Origin of the sequence: Marilutibacter maris (assembly GCF_003233695.1) — a bacterium.
GTDB lineage: Bacteria > Pseudomonadota > Gammaproteobacteria > Xanthomonadales > Xanthomonadaceae > Marilutibacter > Marilutibacter maris.
This window is the reverse complement of the sequence record NZ_CP029843.1, coordinates 275,171-296,671: the sequence shown is the minus strand read 5'-3', so window position 1 is coordinate 296,671 and position 21,501 is coordinate 275,171. Positions and strand designations below refer to the sequence as shown.

At 69.3% G+C, this 21,501-nt stretch carries 18 protein-coding genes; 11 read left to right on the top strand and 7 right to left on the bottom strand.

The window, feature by feature from the left end:
• Nucleotides 1-2: 2 nt before the first annotated feature.
• The 4 genes from C9I47_RS01335 to C9I47_RS01320 all read right to left on the bottom strand — a co-directional run bounded on the left by C9I47_RS01335 (nucleotide 3) and on the right by C9I47_RS01320 (nucleotide 5,747).
• Nucleotides 3-2,816: a serine/threonine-protein kinase gene (locus tag C9I47_RS01335; RefSeq protein WP_111265136.1), complete on the bottom strand. Its 2,814-nt coding sequence runs from the start codon at nucleotides 2,814-2,816 to the stop codon at nucleotides 3-5.
• Nucleotides 2,817-2,926: 110 nt separating this feature from the next.
• Complete coding sequence (locus tag C9I47_RS01330) at nucleotides 2,927-3,508, bottom strand: ECF-type sigma factor (protein ID WP_111265135.1); 582 nt, start codon at nucleotides 3,506-3,508, stop codon at nucleotides 2,927-2,929.
• 716 nt (nucleotides 3,509-4,224) lie between these two features.
• Nucleotides 4,225-5,052 carry a bifunctional DNA-formamidopyrimidine glycosylase/DNA-(apurinic or apyrimidinic site) lyase gene (gene mutM, locus C9I47_RS01325; RefSeq protein ID WP_111265134.1) on the bottom strand — a complete coding sequence of 276 codons (828 nt, stop codon included), beginning with the start codon at nucleotides 5,050-5,052 and terminating at the stop codon, nucleotides 4,225-4,227.
• A gap of 56 nt (nucleotides 5,053-5,108) precedes the next feature.
• Complete coding sequence (locus C9I47_RS01320; RefSeq protein ID WP_111265133.1) at nucleotides 5,109-5,747, bottom strand: NAD(P)-dependent oxidoreductase; 639 nt, start codon at nucleotides 5,745-5,747, stop codon at nucleotides 5,109-5,111.
• Nucleotides 5,748-5,868: 121 nt separating this feature from the next.
• Between C9I47_RS01320 and C9I47_RS01315 the strand changes: the two genes are divergently transcribed.
• From C9I47_RS01315 to C9I47_RS01300, 4 genes are all read left to right on the top strand, one after another.
• Entirely contained in the window at nucleotides 5,869-6,747 is an 879-nt protein-coding gene (locus tag C9I47_RS01315; protein WP_211371766.1) for a LysR family transcriptional regulator, read from the top strand.
• A 62-nt stretch (nucleotides 6,748-6,809) separates the two neighbouring features.
• Complete coding sequence (locus C9I47_RS01310) at nucleotides 6,810-7,673, top strand: CHAD domain-containing protein (protein ID WP_190238569.1); 864 nt, start codon at nucleotides 6,810-6,812, stop codon at nucleotides 7,671-7,673.
• A gap of 212 nt (nucleotides 7,674-7,885) precedes the next feature.
• Entirely contained in the window at nucleotides 7,886-9,085 is a 1,200-nt protein-coding gene (locus tag C9I47_RS01305; RefSeq protein ID WP_111265131.1) for a DesA family fatty acid desaturase, read from the top strand.
• Between the two features lie 122 nt (nucleotides 9,086-9,207).
• Nucleotides 9,208-9,585, top strand: coding sequence for an EF-hand domain-containing protein (locus C9I47_RS01300; RefSeq protein WP_111265130.1), 378 nt, complete (start codon nucleotides 9,208-9,210; stop codon nucleotides 9,583-9,585).
• 475 nt (nucleotides 9,586-10,060) lie between these two features.
• Here the strand turns inward: C9I47_RS01300 and C9I47_RS01295 are convergent, their stop codons facing one another.
• The 3 genes from C9I47_RS01295 to C9I47_RS01285 are packed head-to-tail and all read right to left on the bottom strand — an operon-like array spanning nucleotide 10,061 to nucleotide 13,408.
• Nucleotides 10,061-11,776, bottom strand: coding sequence for a sodium:solute symporter family protein (locus tag C9I47_RS01295; protein WP_111265129.1), 1,716 nt, complete (start codon nucleotides 11,774-11,776; stop codon nucleotides 10,061-10,063).
• A gap of 10 nt (nucleotides 11,777-11,786) precedes the next feature.
• Nucleotides 11,787-12,050, bottom strand: coding sequence for a DUF4212 domain-containing protein (locus tag C9I47_RS01290; protein WP_111265128.1), 264 nt, complete (start codon nucleotides 12,048-12,050; stop codon nucleotides 11,787-11,789).
• Between the two features lie 17 nt (nucleotides 12,051-12,067).
• A complete protein-coding gene (locus C9I47_RS01285; RefSeq protein ID WP_111265127.1) occupies nucleotides 12,068-13,408 on the bottom strand; it encodes a DcaP family trimeric outer membrane transporter in 1,341 nt (446 codons plus the stop codon).
• Between the two features lie 309 nt (nucleotides 13,409-13,717).
• On the opposite strand from C9I47_RS01285, the gene acs reads away from it, so the two are divergent.
• The 7 genes from acs (at nucleotide 13,718) to C9I47_RS01250 (ending at nucleotide 21,492) form a co-directional block, all read left to right on the top strand.
• Nucleotides 13,718-15,670: an acetate--CoA ligase gene (gene acs, locus C9I47_RS01280; protein WP_111265126.1), complete on the top strand. Its 1,953-nt coding sequence runs from the start codon at nucleotides 13,718-13,720 to the stop codon at nucleotides 15,668-15,670.
• Between the two features lie 122 nt (nucleotides 15,671-15,792).
• Entirely contained in the window at nucleotides 15,793-16,476 is a 684-nt protein-coding gene (locus C9I47_RS01275; RefSeq protein ID WP_111265125.1) for a response regulator transcription factor, read from the top strand.
• Nucleotides 16,477-16,555: 79 nt separating this feature from the next.
• A complete protein-coding gene (locus C9I47_RS01270) occupies nucleotides 16,556-17,854 on the top strand; it encodes a pepsin-like aspartic protease (protein ID WP_111265124.1) in 1,299 nt (432 codons plus the stop codon).
• A 10-nt stretch (nucleotides 17,855-17,864) separates the two neighbouring features.
• Entirely contained in the window at nucleotides 17,865-18,407 is a 543-nt protein-coding gene (locus C9I47_RS01265; RefSeq protein WP_111265123.1) for a GNAT family N-acetyltransferase, read from the top strand.
• A 64-nt stretch (nucleotides 18,408-18,471) separates the two neighbouring features.
• Nucleotides 18,472-19,326 carry an SAM-dependent methyltransferase gene (locus C9I47_RS01260; RefSeq protein WP_111265122.1) on the top strand — a complete coding sequence of 285 codons (855 nt, stop codon included), beginning with the start codon at nucleotides 18,472-18,474 and terminating at the stop codon, nucleotides 19,324-19,326.
• On the top strand, nucleotides 19,326-19,610 hold the full coding sequence (locus C9I47_RS01255; protein WP_111265121.1) for a hypothetical protein: 285 nt from the start codon (nucleotides 19,326-19,328) through the stop codon (nucleotides 19,608-19,610). The genes C9I47_RS01260 and C9I47_RS01255 overlap by 1 nt, the downstream gene beginning before the upstream one ends.
• Nucleotides 19,611-19,791: 181 nt before the next feature.
• Nucleotides 19,792-21,492 carry a sensor domain-containing diguanylate cyclase gene (locus C9I47_RS01250; protein ID WP_190238568.1) on the top strand — a complete coding sequence of 567 codons (1,701 nt, stop codon included), beginning with the start codon at nucleotides 19,792-19,794 and terminating at the stop codon, nucleotides 21,490-21,492.
• Nucleotides 21,493-21,501 lie beyond the last annotated feature (9 nt).

Below are 21,501 nucleotides of genomic sequence, written 5' to 3'. Positions count from 1 at the left end.
CTTCACTCGCTCAGACACTGCAGCTCGATCGCGGCGACCTCGCGCCGCAGCGCGCTGCCGTCGGGCTGCTCGGCCTCCAGCGTCGCCGCCAGGCGCTGCAATGCTTCCCGGCCCACGGCCTCCTGGCCGATGCTGCAACGCGCAGCGGCGGCCTCGGCGGCCGCCTGCCAGGCAATCGCGCGCAGGCGGTGGTGGCGACGGGGATCGCCATCGCCGGCGAGCTCGTCGAGCCGCGCCAGCGCCTGACCGTCGCCGGCCAGCGCCCGCAACCGCAATGCCGCCAGCTCGATCCGCAGGGTCTGCGCGTGGCCGTCGCCGAGGCTGCGGCGCGCCAGCGCCAGCGCCTGTTGCAGGCGCGCCTGGCCGGTCACCGGATCGCCCAGCGCGATCTCGACCTCGCCCAGGGTCGGCTCGATCAGTTCGTTGCCGGCGCCGGCGGCCTCGGGCAGCGATTCGCGCAGCTGCAGGGCCTCGACCAGCAGCGGCCGCGCCTCGCGATCGCGCCCGGCCTGGTGCAGGACCTCGGCCAGGGCGAACAATGCGTCGATGACCGGACCGGGCGCGCGCGCGCCACGCGCGATCCGCAATGCTTCGTGCAGCTCGCCCAGGGCGGCGGCCAGATCGTTGCGCTCCCAGGCGATCCGCCCCAGGCGGATGTCGTCGGCCACCAGCTCCGGGTGATCGGGGCCGAGCCGCGCCAGGCGCAGCCGATGGACCTCGCGCAACTGCTCGTCTGCATCGGCGAAACGGCTGGTGTCGAAGTCCAGCCCGGCCAGCTGCCCGCGCACCGCCAGGGTCGTCTCGTGGCCGGGGCCGTGCACGTCCAGCGCCGTCTGCAGCGACTGTTGCAGGATCCGCCGCGCCGGCTCGAAGCGGCCCAGCGAGGCTTCCAGCGCGGCGCGTTCGCGGCCGATCTCGATGCTCAGGGCATGGCGTGCGCCGACCCGCTCCCGCAGCTGCCGGCCGGCCTCGTCGTAGGCGGCCAGGGCGCCGCGCGCGTCGCCGTCCTCGGCCATCAGCCCGGCCAGATCCATCTGGTTCTCGATCGCGCCGACCCGGTCGCCCTCGATCCCGCGCCGCAGCGCCAGCGCGCGCTCGAACAGCTGGCGCGCGCTCTGGCGCTCGCCGACCGCGCGCCGGCAACGCCCCAGCTGGGTATGGAAATCGGCGGCCTGCGGCGGCAGTCGCGACTGTTCGCGACGCGCCAGCGCCAGCGCCGGCTGCATCAGCGCGATGCAGCCCTGCGGATCGCCCAGCAGGCGCAGCACCCGGCCGCGCTGGTTCAGCGACTCCAACTGCAGGCTGTTGGGGATGTCCGGGGTCAGCGCGATGATCGCGGCCTGTTGGTCCAGCAGCGTCCGCGCCTGTTCGAAGTCGCCGAGCCCGGCCCGCAATCGCGCGACCACGCCCAGCAGCTCGGCGCGCGCGCGCGGCTCGCGCGCCAGTTGCAGATTGCCGCGCGCGACGGCGTCGTCGAGCAACTGGTCCAGGTCCATCGGCTCGCCGTGGCGGCGGCCGCCGACGTTCTCGAACAGGCCGACCATGAAGTCCTGCAGCGCCTGCGCGCGCGCCGCCTCGGCGACCGACTGGCGCGCCTGCCAGGCGATCATCGCCAATGCCGTGGTCAGCACCGCCGCGACCAGGATCGCCGAACCCAGCGCCCAGCGATGGCGGGCGACGAACTTGCGCAGCCGGTAGCCGATGCCCTGCGGCCGCGCCTGCACCGGCCGCCCGGCCTGGAAGCGGGCGACGTCCTGGGACAATGCCTCGACCGACGGATAGCGCTGCGCGGGCCGCTTGGCCATCGTCCTGAGCACGATGTTGTCGAGGTCGCCGGCCAGCAGCCGGCTGCGTCGCCGCTGCTGGCGGCGATCGGCCTGACCGGCGGTATCGCGCAGCACGCTGGCCGACGGCCGCACCGGGTCGGCGGTGAGGATCGCCTCCTCCCATTCGGCATCGGAATGACGTTTGAGCCGGTATGGCTTGTGGTCGGTCAGCAGCTCGTACAGGACCACGCCCAGCGAGTAGACGTCGGTCATCGTGGTCACCGGCTCGCCGCGGATCTGCTCCGGCGCCGCGTAGTGCAGGGTGAACGCGCGCATGCCGGTGCCGGTCTGCTCCGGTGCCTGGGCCTGGCTGTCGAGCAGCTTGGCGATGCCGAAGTCGAGCAGGCGCACCTCGCCGGCCGGGGTCACCAGGATGTTCGAGGGCTTCAGGTCGCGGTGGACGATCAGGTTCGCATGCGCGTGGCTGACCGCGTCGCAGACCTGGCGGAACATCCGCAGCCGCCGGTCCAGCGGCATCCGGTTGTCGCGGCAGTAGTCGGTGATCGGGGTGCCGTCGACGTACTCCAGCGCCAGGTAGGGCAGGCCGTCGGCGCTGACGCCGGCATCGAGCAGGCGGGCGATGTTGGGATGGGCGAGGCGGGCGAGGATCTCGCGTTCCCGGGTGAAGCGCAGGCGCAGGTCGTGGCTGGTCAGGCCCGGGCGCAACAGCTTCAGCGCGACCCGCCGCTGGTACAGCCCATCGGCGCGCGAGGCCAGCCAGACCTGGCCCATGCCACCCTCGCCGAGCAGGCTCTCCAGCCGGTACGGACCGACCTCGCTGCCGACGTCGACGCCGCTGGGCGGCATCACCAGCGGTTCGGACAGGAAGTCGCCGTTGGCCTCCTCCAGCGCGATCAACGACTCCAGCTCGGCCGCCAGCGCTTCGTCCTCCCCGCGCAACTCCTCCAGTCGACGGACGCGCGCGGGAGGCTCCAGCTCGAGCAGGGCGTCGAGCAGCGGGGACAGGCGTTGCCAGCGTTCGGCGTCCATGGATTCAGTCAACCATAGCCACAGCGTGAACCGCCAAGGGGTGCAACCGATGTCCGATCACGGCCCGCGCCGCTCCTGGAGGACATGCCCGGTATGGGCACCGATCGCGCTCAGTCCTCTTTCAGGGACGCCAGCAGGAACAGCCGCGCCTTCTGCCAGTCGCGGCGGATGCTGCGCTCGGAACGCTCGAGCAGACCGGCGATCTCCAGTTCCGACAGGCCGCCGAAATAACGCAGTTCGACCACCTGGGCCAGGCGCTTGTCGACATCGGCCAGACGGGTCAGCGCGGTGTCCAGGCCAAGCGTGTCCTCGTCCAGGCGCAGCCCGCCTTCCAGGTCCTCCGGCAGATCGGTGACCCGGTGCAGGTCGCCGCCGCGCTTCTGCGCCAGGCGCTGACGCGCGTAGTCGACGACCACGCTGCGCATCGCCGAGGCGGCATAGGCGAAGAAGTGGGCGCGGTCGTCGAACTGTGCCTCGCGGCGGCCGACCAGCTTCAGATAGGCCTCGTGGACCAGCGCGGTCGCGTCCAGGGTATGGCCGTGCTGGCCGGCGAGCTGGCGCCGCGCCATCGTGTGGAGTTCCTGATAGAGCGTCGCCAGCACCGAGTCCAACGCACCGCGATCGCCGGCGCGCGCGGCCCCCAGCAGCTGCGTGATGTCGGCGCTCTGCACCGATGCGTCCCCAGTCTCCATGGCCGCGACTATAACGCGTTCGCGCCGTTTCGCACGCCCCTGCGCGCCGCGATCCGCCCCCCATGAAACCCCATCGCGGCTTACGCAACGCCTACGTCAGGTCTCATGGCGCCCCAGCCCCCTGAGTCAGGGGGCGATTCGCGCCGCGGGCGCGAATGGGGGTGTGGCAACGCAACGGCGGGGCCCATGGTTTGCGAAGCAAACTTTGGGGATTCCCGGGCGCAGCCCGGGGATCGCGGCTGACGCCGCTCCTACAAGGGCGAAAACCTCGCGCGGTCCCCTCCCTGCCCCGGAAACCGGTAGGAGCTGCGTCAGCTGCGACCCAGGCTTTCCCATGGAAGCCCTCGTGGCTTACGCAACTCCTACGTCAGGTTTCATGGCGCCCCAGCCCCCTGAGTCAGGGGGCGATTCGTGCCATGGGCACGAATGGGGGTGTGGCAACGCAACGGCGGGGCCCAAGGTTTGCGAAGCAAATTTTGGGAGATATCCGCGCGCAGCCGGATATCGTTCCCCCCTGAGTCAGGGGACGATTCGTGCCATGAGCACGAATGGGGGTGTGGAAGCGCAACGGCGGGGCCCAAGGTTTGCGCAGCAAACTTTGGGAGATATCCGGGCGCAGCACGGATATCTGCCCCCCCTGTAGGAGCGGCGTAAGCCGCGACCGGGCCTGTCCGCGAAGACTTCATCGCCGCTTACGTTGCCGCTGCGGGCGGGTGCTAGCGCTGGCAGTGGCCGCACCAGACGGTCGCACGCTGGCCGATGCTGGCCTGCTTCAAGGCGCGGCCGCAGCGCGGACAGGGCGCGCCGCCGCGTCCGTAGGCCGACAGCTCCTGTTCGAAATAGCCGGGGGCGCCGTCGGGACTGATGAAGTCGCGCAGGGTGGTGCCGCCGCGCACGATCGCCTGGCCGAGGATCGCCTTGACCGCGTCCGCCAGCGCCGCGTAACGCTCGCGCGAAACCTTGCCGGCCGCCCGCAACGGCGATATCCGGGCCGCGAACAGCGCCTCGGCGGCGTAGATGTTGCCGACCCCGACCACCACCGCCTGGTCCATCAGGAATGTCTTGACCGGCGCCTTGCGGCCACGACTCAGATCGAACAGATGGTCGCCGTCGAACGCCTCCGACAACGGTTCCGGCCCCAGTCCGCGCAGCAGCGTGTGGGTCTCGCCCGACGGCTGCCACAGCAGGCAGCCGAACCGGCGCGGGTCGTTGAAGCGCAGCACCTGGGCGACACCGCCGTGGCCGGTCTCCAGCGCCAGGTCGACGTGATCGTGGGCGCGCACCGGCGTATCCGCCGGCAGCACCCGCAGGCTGCCGGACATGCCCAGATGCAGCAGCGCGCTGCCGACAGCGGTGTCCAGCAACAGGTACTTGGCGCGGCGTCGGACTGTTTCGATCCGTTGCCCCGGCAGCACCTGTTCGATCGCTTCGGGGATCGGCCAGCGCAGGTCGGGGCGGCGCAGCACCGCGGCGGTCACGCGCCGCCCTTCCAGGTGCGGTGCGAGACCGGCGCGGGTGGTTTCGACTTCGGGCAGTTCGGGCATGCGCCTAGCTTAGAGCCTGCCCGCCATCTCCACGCAGTCCGCGCCGATCATGCACATCAGTAGGCGACGCTGAACCGCTGGCGCGAGTGCGCCGGCCGCTCCAGTTCGTCGACCATCGCCACCGCGTAGTCCTGCAGCGATATGCGGCTCTGGCCGGCCTCATCGGTCAGCAGGCGGTCGCCGCCGATGCGGAAACGGCCGCTGCGCTCGCCCGGTTCGATCAGCGCGGCCGGGCTGAGCATGGTCCAGTCCAGCGCCGGCTCGGCGCGCAGGCGCTCCAGCGCATCGCGCGCGCCCAGCGCGGTGCCCTTCCACTGCTCGGGGAACTCGGGGGTATCGACCACCTGCACGCCCGGCGCGACCTCCAGGCTGCCGGCGCCGCCGACCATCAGCAGGCGCGGGACGCCGGCCTCGGCGACCGCGGCGATGATCGATTCGACACCGCGCATGTAGTACCCGCGCACGTCCTGCTGGGCATGGCCGCTGAAGGCGCTGATCACCGCATCGTGCCCGGCCAGCTGCGCGGCCAGGCGTTGGCGGTCGAGCGCATCGCTGGCGACCACTTCCAGCCCGTCGGCCGGTTCGAGCTTCTCGGGATGGGCGACCAGGGCGGTGACCTGGTGGCCGCGCGCGCGCAGTTCGGCGAGCAGGCCGGAACCGATGAAACCGGAAGCGCCGATGAGTGCGACTTTCATGGGGAAGACCTCAATGTCGATGGGAGAGGCGTGTAGTATTTGCTCTTACAAAGCCATCGATAAGCCTGCCATTTCCGCAATGACAATGAAGCCAGACTTCATAATCAATCGACTCAAGCGGATGGCCATCTATGTCCGCGTGGTCGAGCTGGGCTCGATGAGCGCGGCCGCGCGCGAGCTGGCAATGACCGCCTCGGCGGTCAGTCAGCAGATCCGCCAGCTCGAGGCCGAGACCGGCATCGTCCTGTTGCTGCGCTCGACCCGCCGACTGAGCCTGACCGAGGCCGGCCAGGCCTACTACGAGGACTGCGCGAGGATGCTGCACGCGGCGCAGGCCGCCGACCGGCGCCTGTCCGACCTGCGCGACGAGCCGCGCGGCGAACTGCGGATCGCGTTCCCGGTCGGGTTCAGCACGATGCTGGCCGAGGCGCTGGCGCCGATGCTTCGGGCGCATCCGAAGCTCAGCCTGCGATTGTTCGCCGAGGACCGCAAGATCGATCTGATCGGCGAACGCATCGACCTCGCGATCCGGATCGGTTCACTCGCCGATTCCTCGCTGATCGCGCGCCGGCTCGCCGAATGGCGGCACATGCTGGTCGCCACCCCGGCCTATGCGCAGGCACACGGATTGCCTGACAGTCCGGAGGCGTTGGGCACGCACGCGGTGCTGATCCTCAGCGTGCTCGACCAGCCCGAGTTCATCGAGCTCCACCGTCCCGGCGAACCCGCACGCCGCGTCCGCGTCCACGGGCCGATACTGGCCAACAGCGCCGAGGCGCTGCTGCAGATGACACTGCAGGACCTGGGCATCATGCGCATGCCCGGACCGCACGCCAGCGCGCTGATCGCCCAGGGCCGGCTGCTGCCGGTGCTGCCGGACTGGTCGATGGCGCCGATCGGCGTCTATGCGCTGACCGCGCAGCGCGAATCCCAGCCGGCCAAGGTGCGCGTCGCGATCGCCGCACTACGCGAGCACCTGGAAGCGGCGGCGACCGCCTGAGCTACGCCCCGGCGACACAGGCCGGCGCTATGCTTGTGTTCCCGACTCGGCCGGGCATCGGCATGACGGAAACCGACGACGCGGAACCCGGTACGGCCACGACGCCGCCCTTCGGCCCGGCGCTGCACCGCTATGCCCGCGGCCAGCTGGACGCCGCCGGCGAGTGGTTGCGTGTCGACGGCGAACCGGGCAAACGGCTGCACAAGGGCATCCACCAGGGCCGCAAGGCGCTGCGACGGGTGCGGGCGACGCTCGCGCTGGGACAGCCCGCGCTGGGGCCGGGTGCCGAGCTGGTCGATCGCGAGCTGCGCCGGCTCGTCCGCGGCCTGGGCGATGTCCGCGACGGCCAGGCGCTGGTCGAGACGCTGGACCGCCTGCATGCGGACAGCAGCGGCACCCCGATCGCGGCGAATCTGGAACACGCCCGGCGCGCGGTGGTGCGCCGCCGCGCCGCGCTGGCCGAGGCGACCCTGGCCGCCGACCCCGGGCTGGCCCGGCGTCGCGCCATGCTCGCGGCCCTGGCCGGCACCCTCGACGCCCTGCCCTGGCACGCGCTGGACGCGGACACGGTCGCTGAAGCGCTGCGGGCCAGCGCCGCGTCGGTCGAACAGGCACGCGCGCGGGTCGCCGCCACCGGCCGCGACCGCCACTGGCATCGCTGGCGGCGGCGCATGCGGCGGCAGTCGCAGCAATACACCGCACTCCAGGACGGCGGCCTCGATCCGCCGCGGGGACAGAGCGCCGGGTCGGCAGCCGGGGTCGACAAGGACACCGCGGTCCTGCTCGGCGTCGCCCAGGACCTGAGCCTGCTGCTGGACCATTGCGACCGCGGCGGCGGCTTCGGCAAGGCCGACCGCACCGCGCTGGCGGCGTTCGCCCAGGCTGAACTGGCGAAGCTGCGCGAGCGCTTGCGCGCCTGCGCGTGATCACCGTCACCCCGCGCCTGTGCCGCAGGTGAACGCTTCCATCAGGATGCGGCGCACAATCGCCCCATACCGGCGCGAACGGTAGTGCGCCGGTGGCATGATGGTGGACGGGGCGCTCGACCTGCCGTCGCCGAACCGTGCCGCGCGGGTGCCGCCCTGCCAGCCTGTCCGTACCGCGGACGGAACCGCATTCACGGTCCACGGAGTTCGCAATGCCCCTCGCTTCGATCCCGACACCCCTGCTCGACTTTCTCGCCGGCGGCCTGCTGCAGGCCGGCTTCGGCGCGCTGCTGATCTGGTTCCTGGTCGCGACCCAGCTGACGATCTTCTCGGTGACCCTGTACCTGCACCGTTCGATGGCCCACCGGTCGGTCGACTTCCACCCGGTGCTGGCGCACTTCTTCCGCTTCTGGACCTGGCTGACGACCTCGATGATCACCCGCGAGTGGGCCGCGATCCACCGCAAGCACCACGCCAAGTGCGAGACCGAGGAGGACCCGCACAGTCCTCAGATCAAGGGCATCAAGACGGTGTTCTGGCGCGGCGTGGAGCTGTACCGCGAGGCGCGGGGCGACCGCGAGTCGATCGAGAAGTACGGCAAGGGTTGCCCGGACGACTGGATCGAGCGCCACCTCTACACCCCGCACGCGACCCTCGGCCCGACCCTGCTGCTGTTCATCAGCTTCGCCCTGTTCGGCTTTGCCGGGGTGGCGATCTGGGCGCTGCAGATGGCCTGGATCCCGTTCTGGGCCGCCGGCGTGGTCAACGGCCTGGGCCACTGGTGGGGCTACCGCAACTTCGAGAGCGCCGACACCTCGACCAACCTGACCCCGTGGGGCGTGTGGATCGGCGGCGAGGAGCTGCACAACAACCACCACGCCTTCCCCAGCTCGGCCAAGTTCGCGCTGCGCAAGTGGGAGTTCGACATCGGCTGGGCGACGATCCGCGCGATGGAGAAGCTGCGCCTGGCCAAGGTGCTGCGGGTCGCACCGACCCTGGACGTGCGCCCGAACATCGCGATGCCCGACGGCGAGACCCTGCGCGCCCTGCTGGCGATCCGCTTCCAGGCGATGACCGACTACTACCGCAACGTCACCCTGCCCGCGCTGCGCGACAACCGCGACCGGCTGCCGCGCGCGTTGCGCAAGGGCCTGGCCGACGACGGCCGCTGGCTGGACGATGCCAAGCGCGCGCGGCTGCAGGCCTGGCTGGCGGAACGGCCGAAGATGGCGACCCTCGCCGAGTACCGCCAGCGCCTGGCGCAGGTGCTCGACGACCGTTCGCACGACGCCCAGGCGACCCTGCAGCGGCTGCAGGCCTGGTGCGCCGAGGCCGAGGCCAGCGGCATCCATGCGCTGGAGGCGTTCTCCGCGCGGCTGAAGGGCTACGCGCTGGCACCGGCCCGCGGCTGACCCCCCGCCCCTTCGCAAGACCGGAAAGCCCGCGTCCGACGCGGGCTTTTTTCATCGACGGACGCGACGACTCCGATCGCCTCCCCGCACCGCCGCCCCACCGATTCGGGTAGCCTGCCGCCATGCGATCGACCTCTTCCCCCCTCCTCCTCGACGCCGTGCCGCGCGCGCTCACCGTGCCGGTGGCGGCGCTGCTGCTGACCTGGGCCGCCGCGGCGACGGCCCAGGTGCAGGCCACCGGCGACTACCTGTCGCGCATGGACGAGGACCAGGACGGCCGCGTGTCGCTGGCCGAGTACCAGAACTGGATGAGCTATGCGTTCGAGCACATGGACCGCAACGGCGACGGCATCCTGAGCGCCGACGAACTGCCCGGCGGTCGTGGCGAGCCGGTCAGCCTGGACGAACACCGGACCAAGCTGGCGCGGACCTTCCTGCGCCAGGATCAGGACAAGGACGGCTTCCTAGACGCCCGAGAGCTGGCCGCGCCGCCGCTGTAGCTGCGGCCAGGACAGGCAATGTCTCTGTCTTTGCCCCTCGCTACCGCTCCTTGGCTTTGGCTTTGATCTTGATCCATGGCGACTTAAAGCCCGCCGCGCGCCGGAGCCGGAAGGCGCCGTAGAGGTGCCCTTGTCCGAGCGCCGCTGGCGGCGCGAGTTTGGGCACCGTGCGCCTTCCGGCGAGGAGCACAGGGGACCGTGGTGGCATGCCACCACGGCGGGTGTCAGGAGCCGGCGGTTTTGGTTCCTTTTGACAAGACAAAAGGAACCCGCCCGAAGGGCGGAAGCCTTTGACTCGCGAAAGCCAGCCAATACGCCTGATGGCAACGCAATGCTCAAGACAGGCTGCCGACGCGGTTCAACTGCATGAAGAACCGGGCGCAGGCGACAGCGCGCGCGACCAAAGAAAAGGGCACGCCATCGGGGGGATGGCGTGCCCTGGAGAGAGCACGAAGCTCCAGTCAAGCGTTCACGCTCAGTGCGCGGACGCCTCGCCCGCGCCGCGCGGCACCCGGATCTCGTCGACCAGATCCTGCACGTGCTGCGGCGGTGGCGGGGTCATCCGCGAGATCACGATCGTCACCGCGAAGTTCAGCAGCATACCGACCACGCCGATGCCTTCCGGCGATATCCCGAACAGCCAGTTGGCCGGGATGTTCTCCGCCATCGGCGCCATGAACACGCCCTTGAACCAGACGATGTAGCCGACGGTGAACACCAGGCCGACCAGCATGCCGGTGACCGCGCCTTGCATGTTGGTGCGCTTGTCGAAGATGCCCAGCACGATCGCCGGGAAGAACGAGGCCGCGGCCAGGCCGAACGCGAACGCCACCACCTCGGCGACGAAGCCCGGTGGATAGATGCCCAGCAGACCGGCGACGACGATCGCCAACGCCGCCGCGATGCGCGCGTACATCAACTCCTGTTTCTCGGTGATGTCGGGCATCACCACCTTCTTCAACAGGTCGTGCGATATCGCCGCCGATATCACCAGCAACAGGCCGGCGGCGGTGCTGAGCGCGGCGGCCAGGCCGCCGGCGGCGACCAGGGCGATCACCCACGCCGGCAGGCGCGCGATCTCCGGATTGGCCAGCACCATGATGTCGCGGTCGATGGTCATCTCGTTGCGGTCGTCCTTGGCGTAGAACATCCGGCCGTCGTTGTTCTTGTCCTCCCACTTGATCAGGCCGGTCTTCTCCCAGTTCGCGATCCAGGTCGGCGCGGTCGCGTACTCGGTGCCCTGCATGTCCGGACCGTTGATGGTCTGGATCATGTTGACGCGGGCGAAGCTCGCCACCGCCGGCGCGGTGGTGTAGAGCAGGGCGATGAACAGCAGCGCCCAGCCCGCCGAGCGACGCGCGTCGCGGACCTTGGGCACGGTGAAGAAGCGCACGATCACGTGCGGCAGGCCGGCGGTGCCGACCATCAGCGCGAGGGTGATGCAGAACACGTCGATCGTCGATTTGCTCCCGTCCGTATAGGGCGCGAAGCCCAACTCGGTACTGAGCCCGTCGAGCTTGTCGAGCAGGTACATGCCGCTGCCGTCGGCAAGCTGGCTGCCGAAGCCGATCTGCGGGATCACCTGGCCGGTCATCAGCATCGAGATGAAGATCGCCGGCACCATGAACGCGAAGATCAGCACGCAGTACTGCGCGACCTGGGTGTAGGTGATGCCCTTCATGCCGCCGAGCACGGCGTAGAAGAACACGATCGCCATGCCGATGATCACGCCGGTGGTGATGTCGACCTCGAGGAAGCGGCTGAACACGATGCCGACGCCGCGCATCTGCCCCGCCACATAGGTGAACGACACGAAGATCGCGCAGATCACCGCCACCAGGCGGGCGATGTCGGAGTAGTAGCGGTCACCGACGAAGTCGGGCACGGTGAACTTGCCGAACTTGCGCAGGTACGGCGCCAGCAGCAATGCCAGCAGCACGTAGCCGCCGGTCCAGCCCATCAGATACACCGAGCCGTCGTAGCCGGCGAAGCTGATGATGCCGGCCATCGAGATGAACGACGCCGCGCTCATCCAGTCGGCCGCCGTCGCCATGCCGTTCATCACCGGATGGACGCCGCCTCCGGCGACGTAGAACTCGCGCGTGCTCGCCACCCGCGACCAGATCGCGATGCCGATGTAGAGCGCGAAGGTGATGCCGACCAGCAGGTAGGTCCAGGTTTGTACTGACATGACGACCCCCTCAGTCTTCGTGCAGGTCGAGCGCGCGCTCGAGTCGGTTCATTCGCCATGCGTAGTAGAAGATCAGCACGACGAACACGTAGATCGAGCCTTGCTGGGCGAAGAAGAAGCCCAGCTTGAAACCGCCGATCCGGATTGCATTGAGCGCATCCACGAACAGGATGCCCGCGCCGAACGACACCGCGGCCCAGATGACGAGCAGGATCGTCATCAACCGCAGGTTCGCCCGCCAGTACTGCGCGGCATTGATGTGCTTGCCTGACATGGTGATCGCCTCCTCGCTCAGAAGCTGTATTTGACGGTGGTGTGGAAACGCTTGAGGTCGCCTTCGCGATCGTCCTCGAGCGAACGCTCGCCGTAGCTGAGCTCGGCGCCGATATCCAGTTTCGGGAACGGCGAATAGATCAGGTTGGCGCGCAGCGACTGCGAGCGCTCGGTCACGCCATAGCCGGTCAGGGCGACGTCGTTGTCGTAGTGCGCGGCCGAGTAGATCAGGTTGCCGCGCAGCTTGGGACCGAACACGTGACGCCAGCCGGCGAACATGCCGTAGCCGGTGATCGCGTCGATGTCGCCGTTGGCGTCGGCGACGACGTCGGTGCCCATGCCGAAGGCCATGTAGCGCCCCAGACCGCTGCCGGCGTTGACCATGTAGCGGATGTCGTCGCGATCGCCGAGGTTGAACTTGCCGGCCACGCTGACCGCGCCGCCGGTGGCGGTCTCGTCGCCGTCCTTGAACTGGCGCAACAGGCCGGCCACGCTGAAGTGACCCCAGTCGCCCTTGGTGCTCCAGCGGCCGGTGACGTCGGGCATCACGTTGTCGCCGGAGGTATGGCGGCCAGCGCCCTGGTAGTCGGTGACCAGGGTCTGCGGGTTTTCGAGCGAGAACGACCACGGTCCGTTGGTGTAGCGGACCTGGGCCTGGCGCACGAAGATGGTGCCGTCGGTGACGCCGAGGAAGTCGACCGTGTCCGGCAGCGAACCCAGATCCTGGAAGTTGGTCCAGGTCTGGCCGGCCAGCCAGTTGTTCCAGGTCACGTAGGCATGGCGGATGGTGATGCCGTGGGTGTTGGTCGACAGCTCGTTGCCGAGGTTGCCGCTGCCGCCGCCGAACAGGTCGGCCTCGATGTAGCCGCGGAACTTGTCGCCGTCGTCGTTGCTGTAGTCGGCGGCGAACCAGAAGCGCGAGAACTGCGCGCCGAAGTCGGTGTACGGATCGACATCGGGTTCGGCGCCGTTGGCGGCGACCGGAATCGTGCTGGGCACGTAGAACATGCGACCGGCCGAGCCTTCCGCGATCTGGCCGTCGCTGGTGTCGGTGACCATCGTGTCGAGCTTGATGAAGCCGCCGTAGGAGAAGCGCCCGCCGGGCGTGCCGGTCAGGATCGGCGTCGACTGCACGGTGGGCGTGTCGCTGGCCGCGGCGACGGCCGGTGCCGGTGCCCGCGGCGCGGTCTGCTGGGTGCTCTGTTGCTCGACCAGCTGCTGGACCATCTTTTCGAGCTCGGCGACGCGGGCTTCCAGCTCGATCTCTTTCGCGGTCTGGGCATGGACAAGGCCGGGCAGCGCCAGTGCCATCGCCAGCGCGGCCACCAGCGGCCGCTTGCGCGCAATGCGTTTGGACATGATTCCCTCCCAAGGAATGCCGTGGCCAGGCACGGTCAGCCGGAGCCTGCGCGCACCGATTCGGGGCGAACCATTCGCCATTGGTCGAAAATCGCCGCGATGCCGGGATTGCGCGGCACTTTTTCGACCATGGTCTAAGCCCGGCGATACCGGATGCGCGGATCGATGGGGCAAACTTGGGGTCCCATCGGTCCCTTTCGTTGCGTTGCAGCACGTCCATGCGACGAACGGGCAAGCAAACGGCCGACATCGGCGCCCGCGCCACGGCCCCCGCAACCGCCACCAGGCCAGCCATCAGTGGAGCGTCCCATGAACCATCCCAACGCCCTCTACCCCGTTCCCGGGCAGTTCGCCGCCGGCGCCCGCATCGGCCGCGACGAGTACGCGCGCATGTACGCCGAGTCGGTGTCCGACCCGGATGCGTTCTGGGGGCGCGTCGGCGAGCGCCTGGACTGGTTCAAGGCGCCCACCCGGATCAAGGACGTCAGCTTCGCGCTGGAGGACTTCCATATCCGCTGGTACGCCGACGGCGAGCTCAACGCCAGCGTCAACTGCCTGGACCGGCACCTCGAAGACCGCGGCGACAAGACCGCGCTGATCTTCGAGCCCGACAATCCGGACAGCCCCGCCGAGCACGTCAGCTATCGCGACCTGCATGCGCGCGTGTGCCGGCTCGCCAATGCGCTGCGCGGCCTGGGCGTGCGCAAGGGCGACCGGATCACGATCTACCTGCCGATGATCGTCGAGGCGGTGGTCGCGATGCTGGCCTGCGCACGCGTCGGCGCCATCCACTCGGTGGTGTTCGGCGGCTTCGCGCCGAATTCGATCGCCGACCGCGTCGCCGACTGCGGCAGCAAGCTGATCATCACCGCCGACGAGGGCCTGCGCGGCAGCAAGAAGATCCCGCTCAAGGCCAATGTCGACGCGGCGCTGAAGCTGCCGGGCACGAATTCGGTCGAGACCGTGCTGGTGGTCCGCCACACCCATGGTGCGGTCGACATGCAGATGCCGCGCGACCGCTGGTACGACGCGGTGGTCGAGGGCCAGCCCGACACCTGCGAGCCGGAGCGGATGAACGCCGAGGACCCGCTGTTCATCCTCTACACCTCCGGCAGCACCGGCAAGCCCAAGGGCGTGCTGCATACCACCGGCGGCTACCTGGCCTACGCCAGCTACACCCACGAGTGCGTGTTCGACCTGCGCGAGAACGACATCTACTGGTGCACCGCCGACGTCGGCTGGGTGACCGGCCACAGCTACATCGTCTACGGACCGCTCGCCAACGGCGCCACCGCGCTGGTGTTCGAGGGCGTGCCCAACTACCCGGACGTGTCGCGCTTCTGGGAAGTGATCGACAAGCACCAGGTCACCCTGTTCTACACCGCGCCGACCGCGATCCGCGCCTTGATGCGCGATGGCGACGCGCCGGTGAAGAAGACCTCGCGCGCCTCGTTGCGCCTGCTCGGCACGGTCGGCGAACCGATCAACCCGGAGGCCTGGCGCTGGTACCACGAGGTGGTCGGCGACAGCCGCTGCCCGATCGTCGATACCTGGTGGCAGACCGAGACCGGCGGCATCCTGATCACCCCGCTGCCCGGCGCGACCGACCTCAAGCCCGGCTCGGCGACCCGGCCGTTCTTCGGCGTGCAGCCGGCCCTGGTCGACGCCGGCGGCGGGTTCCTGGAGGGCGAGGCCGAGGGCAACCTGGTCCTGCTCGACTCCTGGCCGGGGCAGATGCGCACGGTCTACGGCGACCACCAGCGCTTCATCGACACCTATTTCAAGACCTACCCGGGCATGTACTTCACCGGCGACGGTTGCCGCCGCGACGCCGACGGCTACTACTGGATCACCGGCCGCGTCGACGACGTGATCAACGTCAGCGGCCACCGCATCGGCACCGCCGAGGTCGAGAGCGCGCTGGTCAGCCATCCGAAGGTCGCCGAGGCGGCGGTGGTCGGCTTCCCGCACGACGTGAAGGGCCAGGGCATCTACGCCTACGTGACCCTGATCGCCGGCGAGGCCAGCAGCGACGCGTTGCGCAAGGAACTGGTCGCGCACGTGCGCAAGGAGATCGGCCCGATCGCCACCCCCGACCACCTGCAATGGGCGCCGGGGCTGCCGAAGACGCGTTCGGGCAAGATCATGCGCCGGATCCTGCGCAAGATTGCCGAGAACGCGCCCGACCAGCTCGGCGACACCTCGACCCTCGCCGACCCGACCGTGGTCGATTCGCTGGTCAAGGAGCGACGCGTGCCCTGACCGATGCGCGCTTCCCGGCGGGCCGGCGACGCGACATCCGCCATGCCCGCCTTGCTGTAGGCTCGACCCAGAACCCCCACGCTCCCTGCCCCCGGGCAGGGAACCGGCCCAACGGAATCCGGATGCCGCCCGCCCCCAGCCATACCGTCATCGTCGCCGACGATCACCCCCTGTTCCGCGAGGCCCTGCGCGGTGCGGTCGCCCGCGTGCTGCCCGAGGCCCGCCTGCGCGAGGCCGACGGCGTCGAGTCGTTGTACGCCCTGGTCGAGAGCGAGCCCGACGCCGACCTGCTGCTGCTCGATCTCAACATGCCCGGCGCGCAGGGCTTCAGCGCCCTGGTCCATCTGCGTGCGCTGCACCCGCAACTGCCGATCGTGGTCGTCTCCGCGCGCGAGGAGCCGGCGGTGATGCGGCGCGCGCTCGACCACGGCGCGGTCGGCTTCATTCCCAAGTCGGCCGATGCGACCACCCTCGGCCAGGCGATCACCAGCGTGCTCGACGGCGACCGCTGGGCGCCGGCCGCGGCGCTGTCGGCCCCGGCCGCCGACGAGGCCGAGCACGACGCCGCGCTGCGCGTGCGCGACCTCACCCCGCAGCAGTTCCGGGTCCTGCAGATGCTCGGCGCCGGCCTGCTCAACAAGCAGATCGCCTACGACCTGGGCGTGTCCGAGGCCACCATCAAGGCCCATGTCACCGCGATCCTGCGCAAGCTGGGCGCCAACAACCGCACCCAGGCGGTGTTGATCGCCGGCCGCCTCGCGGTCGATCCGGGTGCGATCGTGCCGCCGCCGGAAGAGCTGGACTGAGCGACCCGCCGATGCCGGCGCGCGTGGCCGGCGCGTGCGCCGCTTCCGCAACGCCCCCGCGATCTGCTCCAATCGGGGCATGAGCGCTTCCCCGAGCCGCAACCGCGACCCGTCCCCGCCCGGCATCCACCTGGCGACGTCCCTGGCCTGGGCCAAGGGCGCCTACACCGTGTCGATCGCGTTCGGCAGCGGCGGCCGCGCCGCCAACCTGGTCCTGGACAGCGGCAGCAGCACCCTGGTGGTGCTGCCGCACGCCTACGACCCCGACGACGACGCGCATCTGCAAGGCACCTCCTGGGCGCAGCAGGTCCGCTACGGCCAGGGCAGCTGGACCGGGCCGGTGGTGCGGACCCGGCTGGCATTCGGACACGGCGCGCACGCCTGCGACGTCGACGCCGCCGAGGTCTCGGTGATCGAAGCCGCCGCGCAAGATTTCCGCGACGCCGACGGCATCTTCGGGCTGGCCTATTCCGGGCTCGATACCGCCCACGACATGGGCGCGGTGCTCAGCGCGCGCGGCGCCGACCCGGCGCTGACCTGGCCATGGCCGTTCGCGGTGGACGACGACGACCTCGACACCTTCGCCCGCCTGCTGCGTCAGCAACCCCAGGTCACGCTGCTACCGCTGTTCTCGCAACTGGCGCAACAGGGGCGGGTCCAGGACCGCTTCGGCATGCTGGTGCGCCGCGCCCTGGTGCACGTGCTCGACGACAGCGCCGACGATCCGACCCTGGACACGGATCCGCTCAACCGCGGGATCATGGTCCTTGGCGGCGGCGAGGACGCGCCGTCGCTGCATACCGGCGATTTCCAGGACGTGCGCATCGTCCACGACCTCTACTACAACGCCAACCTGGTCGCGGTGCAGGTCGGCGAGCGCCCGCGCATCGCGGTGCCGCCGCTGGACCCGCAGTACGCCAACCGCGCCGCCAGCAACGCCATCCTCGACACCGGCAGCAGCTTCCTGGTGCTGGAGACCGGCACCCACGACGCGATCATGGCCGACCTGGCCGCGATCGACCCGCGCCTGCCCGCGCTCGCCGAGAAGTTCTGGAACACCTTCAAGGCCAGCCAGCACGGTGTCGCCAACAGCGAAGTCGATGCACTGGACTGGCCCGAGCTGACCTTCTACCTGGAAGGCGACGACGGCGGCGAGGTCGCCCTGACCTGCGCCCCCGACCACTACTGGCCACGCAACGCGATGTACGCCGGCGAATCGTTCTTCCTGCTGATGCCGCAGCTGCCCGGCTGGCCGAACGAGTCGATCCTCGGCCTGCCGCTGATGGCCGACCGCTACTGCCTGTTCGACCGCAGCGCCGACGGCGGCCTGGGCCGGGTCCGGATCGCACCGGCGCATCCCTTGCCGGCCGCCGGATGACCGCCGCGGCATGAGCGCGCAGGTGCTGGAAACCGGACGTTTCAGACTGCGCCCGCTGTGCCGGCCGGACCCCGCGGACCGCACCCTGTACTGCGCGCTGTACAGCAGCACGGCGGTGATGGCGCGGATCATGCCGCCATTGTCGCCGGCCGCCGCCGAACGCCTGTACGCGCGGGCGATCGACTGGGCCCGCAGCGACACCCCCGGCCACCGTTTCTGGATCATCGACGCCCGCGACGACGACGCCCCGATCGGGGTCGCCGGCTATCTGCGCAACGGCGCCGAAGCGGAGATCGGCGTGCTCCTGGTCGAACCGTGGTGGAACCGCGGCGTCTCCAGCGAAACCTTCGTGCCGCTGATCGCCCACGGCTTCGAACGGATGGGGCTGTCGCTGATCTGCGCCGAGCGCCCCGACGACGACCATGCGCGGGTGATCGACCGCCTGCTGGGCCGGTTCGGCTTCGTCCGCGCGCCTGAACGGGCCAGCGCCGTCGGCCAGTGCCGCTGGGAGCTGCCCCGTTCAGCCTGGAGCACCCGTCGCGACGGCGTCTGAATCATTTTGCAAAGTCTGTCCTTACGGGTATTGTCCTGTCTGCACTGAGGGGAGCGTAGGGGACATGACGGTGCCGGCCGAGAAGCTGTCGGGCAGGCTTGCCTGTGTCGGATTGGGGATGATGCTCGGGGCCCATATCGGCCCGCGGGCGCGCAGCCATGTCGAACAGGCCGACGTCGTGTTCGCCGCGGTCTCCGACCCGCTGGTCGAAGAATGGCTGCGGCAGATGAACCCGGACGTGCGCAGCCTGCAACCGTTCTACGCCGCCGGCAAACCGCGCCACGACACCTACCGGCAGATGGTCGAGGCGATGCTCGACGAGGTCCGCGCCGGCAGGCACGTGTGCGGCGCCTTCTACGGCCACCCGGGCGTGTTCGCCAAGGCGCCGCACGACGCCATCGCCCAGGCCCGCGCCGAGGGCTTCCACGCGCACATGGAGCCGGGCATTTCCGCCGAGGACTGCCTGTACGCCGACCTCGGCATCGACCCGGGCCGGACCGGCTGCCAGCACTACGAGGCCAGCCAGCTGCTGTTCTACCGCCGCCGGCTCGACCCCACCGCCTGGCTGGTGCTGTGGCAGGTCGGCATCGTCGGCGACCGCAGCTACCGCCGCTTCGCCACCGGCCCGGCGCATCGTCGGCTGCTGCTCGAACGCCTGCTGCAGGACTACCCCGGCGACCACGAGGTCATCGCCTACGAGGCGGCGACCCTGCCGATCGCCCAGCCACGGATGCAGCGCCTGCAACTGCGGGAACTGCCCGAAGTACCGTTGCACATGCACACCACCCTCGTCGTGCCCCCGGCCCGCGCGATGGAACCCGACACCGCGATGCAGGCGCGTATCGCCGAGCTCGAGCGGTCCGGAGAGGTCGAACCCCCTTTGCCGTACACACCACCACTGGAAGAAGGAGTCGCGTGATGTCGAATGTCGTGAAGTTCCTGGAGGCGCTTGCAGTCAACCTGGACGTCCAAGCTCCAGATCAGTTGAGGGCACTCGCCGAGCAATCGTTTGGTGAAGGCGAACTCTCAGACGCACTCGCCCGAGGAGACGCCGACGCCATCGGGCAGTTGATGGAGACTGCGAAAGTCACCTACTGCATGTTGCTCCCGGCCGAGGACGACGAACCGCGCCGCGACGACGAGCAAGAAGACGCACCTGACCGTGAAGAGCCGTCGCGAGAGGAGTCGTCTCTCGCGGCATGATCCGTCGACGACCGACAGCCCGTTTCGCATGAAACTTTTCGCTACCCACCGAACCTGCGCCGCAACGACGCCTACGGTGTGCCCAGGGCGCGCGAAACGGGCTGCTTGGTTGTCTGCCTGTTGCTCATTAGTTCTTGTTCTGGGCAACTTCTGCCAAGCTTCGGAGTCTTTCCAGAAACAGTTGGAAGAAGCCGACGCGCTGCGTAGCACCAACCCGACAGCTTTCGCACTCGCAATATCCAGGCTACGCAAGGACCAGAATCAGGCGACCCCTGGGCAACTGCATTACCTGCGGTTCTTGGAGGCATATGGTGAGGGCTACCAGGGGCGGTTCGACCGCGCGATCGAATCGCTTATCGAGCTTAATGAGAGCGTCCAGGAGCCGAGCCTAAAGCTCAGAGTCCTGATGTTGATCGCCAACAGCGCGGCAGCAACACGCAACTTTCCAGTAGGCCTTAGCTACTTGGACAAGTCTCTGGAATTAGCGGCCTCGGAAGCAATCACGCCATCACTCAGACGAAAGACCTACGCAGTGGGCGCGCTGTTGTACAACCAGCTCGGCCAGTATGACCTGGGCATGCGATACGCCGATCTCGCGTTCGCGGAAACCGACCCTCCACGCCAACGCTGCGCAGCCAGGCAACTTTATCTGGAAGCTGCTCTCGGACTCGGCCAGTGGCCCGATAGCGATGATACCGCCAACTCGGCGATCGACTATTGCACCAGCCAGGGCGAGCTTGGGTTCTCGAACCTCATCCGAACCTACCTGGCGAAGAACCTCGCCCGCACCGGTCGCAAGGATGAGGCACGACTGCTGCTGGAAGCACATATCAAAGAAGCTTCAGAAACCCGCTACCCGCGCCTGATCAGTGAGTTTCACTCGCTGCTGGCCGAGTACTCCTTCGATGCTGGCATGCTCGACAGCGCCGAACGCAGCGCCAATACCGCGTTGGAAGCCAGTCGCAACAACGCGTTCTCGCTACCCAGGGTCGCCGCGCACCGGGTGTTGCACGAGATCGCCCTCCAGCGCGGCGATCTGCAGCGCGCGCTCGACGAATACCGTCACTACGCCGAGGCCGACAAGGCCTACCTTGACGACGTCAAGGCGCGTGAACTGGCCTTCCAGCAGAGCCGCAACGAGGTCCAGCAGAAGGACCAGGCGATCGCGCTGCTGAGCAAGCAGAACGAGGTGCTCAAGCTCGAACAGCAGGTCGCCCACACCTCCGCGCAGAACACCCGGCTGTTGCTGTTGCTGCTCGGCGTGGTGCTGGCCGGCATCGGCTACTGGGCGTACAAGATCAAGCGCGTGCAGATGGCGTTCCGCCGCCAGGCGCAGACCGACGGGCTGACTGGAATCAGCAATCGCCGCCACTTCCGCGACGCCGCCGATGCGCAGCTCAAGCGTTGCGGCGAGTCCGGACGGGAAGCGGCCTTGGTCCTGCTGGACCTGGACAACTTCAAGCTCATCAACGACCGCCACGGCCATGCCGCCGGCGACTGGGTGCTCAAGCAGGTCGCCGAGGCCTGCAAGGCGGTGTGCCGGGACGGCGACCTGTGCGGGCGCCTGGGCGGCGAGGAGTTCGGCATCCTGTCCTGCGGCGGCGACGCCGATGCCGCGCGACGCATCGCCGACCGTTGCCGCGAACGGCTGGCCGCGATCGACGCCAGCCAGGTCGGCCACGACCAGCGGATCACCGCCAGCTTCGGCTGCACGACCTCGCGGCGCTCGGGCTACGTCTTCGAGACCATGTTCACCGACGCCGACACCGCGATGTACCGGGCCAAGGGCAGCGGCCGCGACCGCGTCGTGCTCCACGCCGACGACGCCACGCCGCCGACGCCGCCCGCGGTCCACGGACGGCTCGAGACCAGCCCGGGCTGAGGCGGCCGC

What these genes read in the sequence shown, in the direction of transcription:
- C9I47_RS01335 (WP_111265136.1), bottom strand. Translation starts at nt 2,816, where the DNA reads ATGGACGCCGAACGCTGGCAACGCCTGTCCCCGCTGCTCGACGCCCTG.
- C9I47_RS01330 (WP_111265135.1), bottom strand. Translation starts at nt 3,508, where the DNA reads ATGGAGACTGGGGACGCATCGGTGCAGAGCGCCGACATCACGCAGCTG.
- mutM (WP_111265134.1), bottom strand. Translation starts at nt 5,052, where the DNA reads ATGCCCGAACTGCCCGAAGTCGAAACCACCCGCGCCGGTCTCGCACCG.
- C9I47_RS01320 (WP_111265133.1), bottom strand. Translation starts at nt 5,747, where the DNA reads ATGAAAGTCGCACTCATCGGCGCTTCCGGTTTCATCGGTTCCGGCCTG.
- C9I47_RS01315 (WP_211371766.1), top strand. Translation starts at nt 5,869, where the DNA reads ATGGCCATCTATGTCCGCGTGGTCGAGCTGGGCTCGATGAGCGCGGCC.
- C9I47_RS01310 (WP_190238569.1), top strand. Translation starts at nt 6,810, where the DNA reads ATGACGGAAACCGACGACGCGGAACCCGGTACGGCCACGACGCCGCCC.
- C9I47_RS01305 (WP_111265131.1), top strand. Translation starts at nt 7,886, where the DNA reads ATGCCCCTCGCTTCGATCCCGACACCCCTGCTCGACTTTCTCGCCGGC.
- C9I47_RS01300 (WP_111265130.1), top strand. Translation starts at nt 9,208, where the DNA reads ATGCGATCGACCTCTTCCCCCCTCCTCCTCGACGCCGTGCCGCGCGCG.
- C9I47_RS01295 (WP_111265129.1), bottom strand. Translation starts at nt 11,776, where the DNA reads ATGTCAGTACAAACCTGGACCTACCTGCTGGTCGGCATCACCTTCGCG.
- C9I47_RS01290 (WP_111265128.1), bottom strand. Translation starts at nt 12,050, where the DNA reads ATGTCAGGCAAGCACATCAATGCCGCGCAGTACTGGCGGGCGAACCTG.
- C9I47_RS01285 (WP_111265127.1), bottom strand. Translation starts at nt 13,408, where the DNA reads ATGTCCAAACGCATTGCGCGCAAGCGGCCGCTGGTGGCCGCGCTGGCG.
- acs (WP_111265126.1), top strand. Translation starts at nt 13,718, where the DNA reads ATGAACCATCCCAACGCCCTCTACCCCGTTCCCGGGCAGTTCGCCGCC.
- C9I47_RS01275 (WP_111265125.1), top strand. Translation starts at nt 15,793, where the DNA reads ATGCCGCCCGCCCCCAGCCATACCGTCATCGTCGCCGACGATCACCCC.
- C9I47_RS01270 (WP_111265124.1), top strand. Translation starts at nt 16,556, where the DNA reads ATGAGCGCTTCCCCGAGCCGCAACCGCGACCCGTCCCCGCCCGGCATC.
- C9I47_RS01265 (WP_111265123.1), top strand. Translation starts at nt 17,865, where the DNA reads ATGAGCGCGCAGGTGCTGGAAACCGGACGTTTCAGACTGCGCCCGCTG.
- C9I47_RS01260 (WP_111265122.1), top strand. Translation starts at nt 18,472, where the DNA reads ATGACGGTGCCGGCCGAGAAGCTGTCGGGCAGGCTTGCCTGTGTCGGA.
- C9I47_RS01255 (WP_111265121.1), top strand. Translation starts at nt 19,326, where the DNA reads ATGTCGAATGTCGTGAAGTTCCTGGAGGCGCTTGCAGTCAACCTGGAC.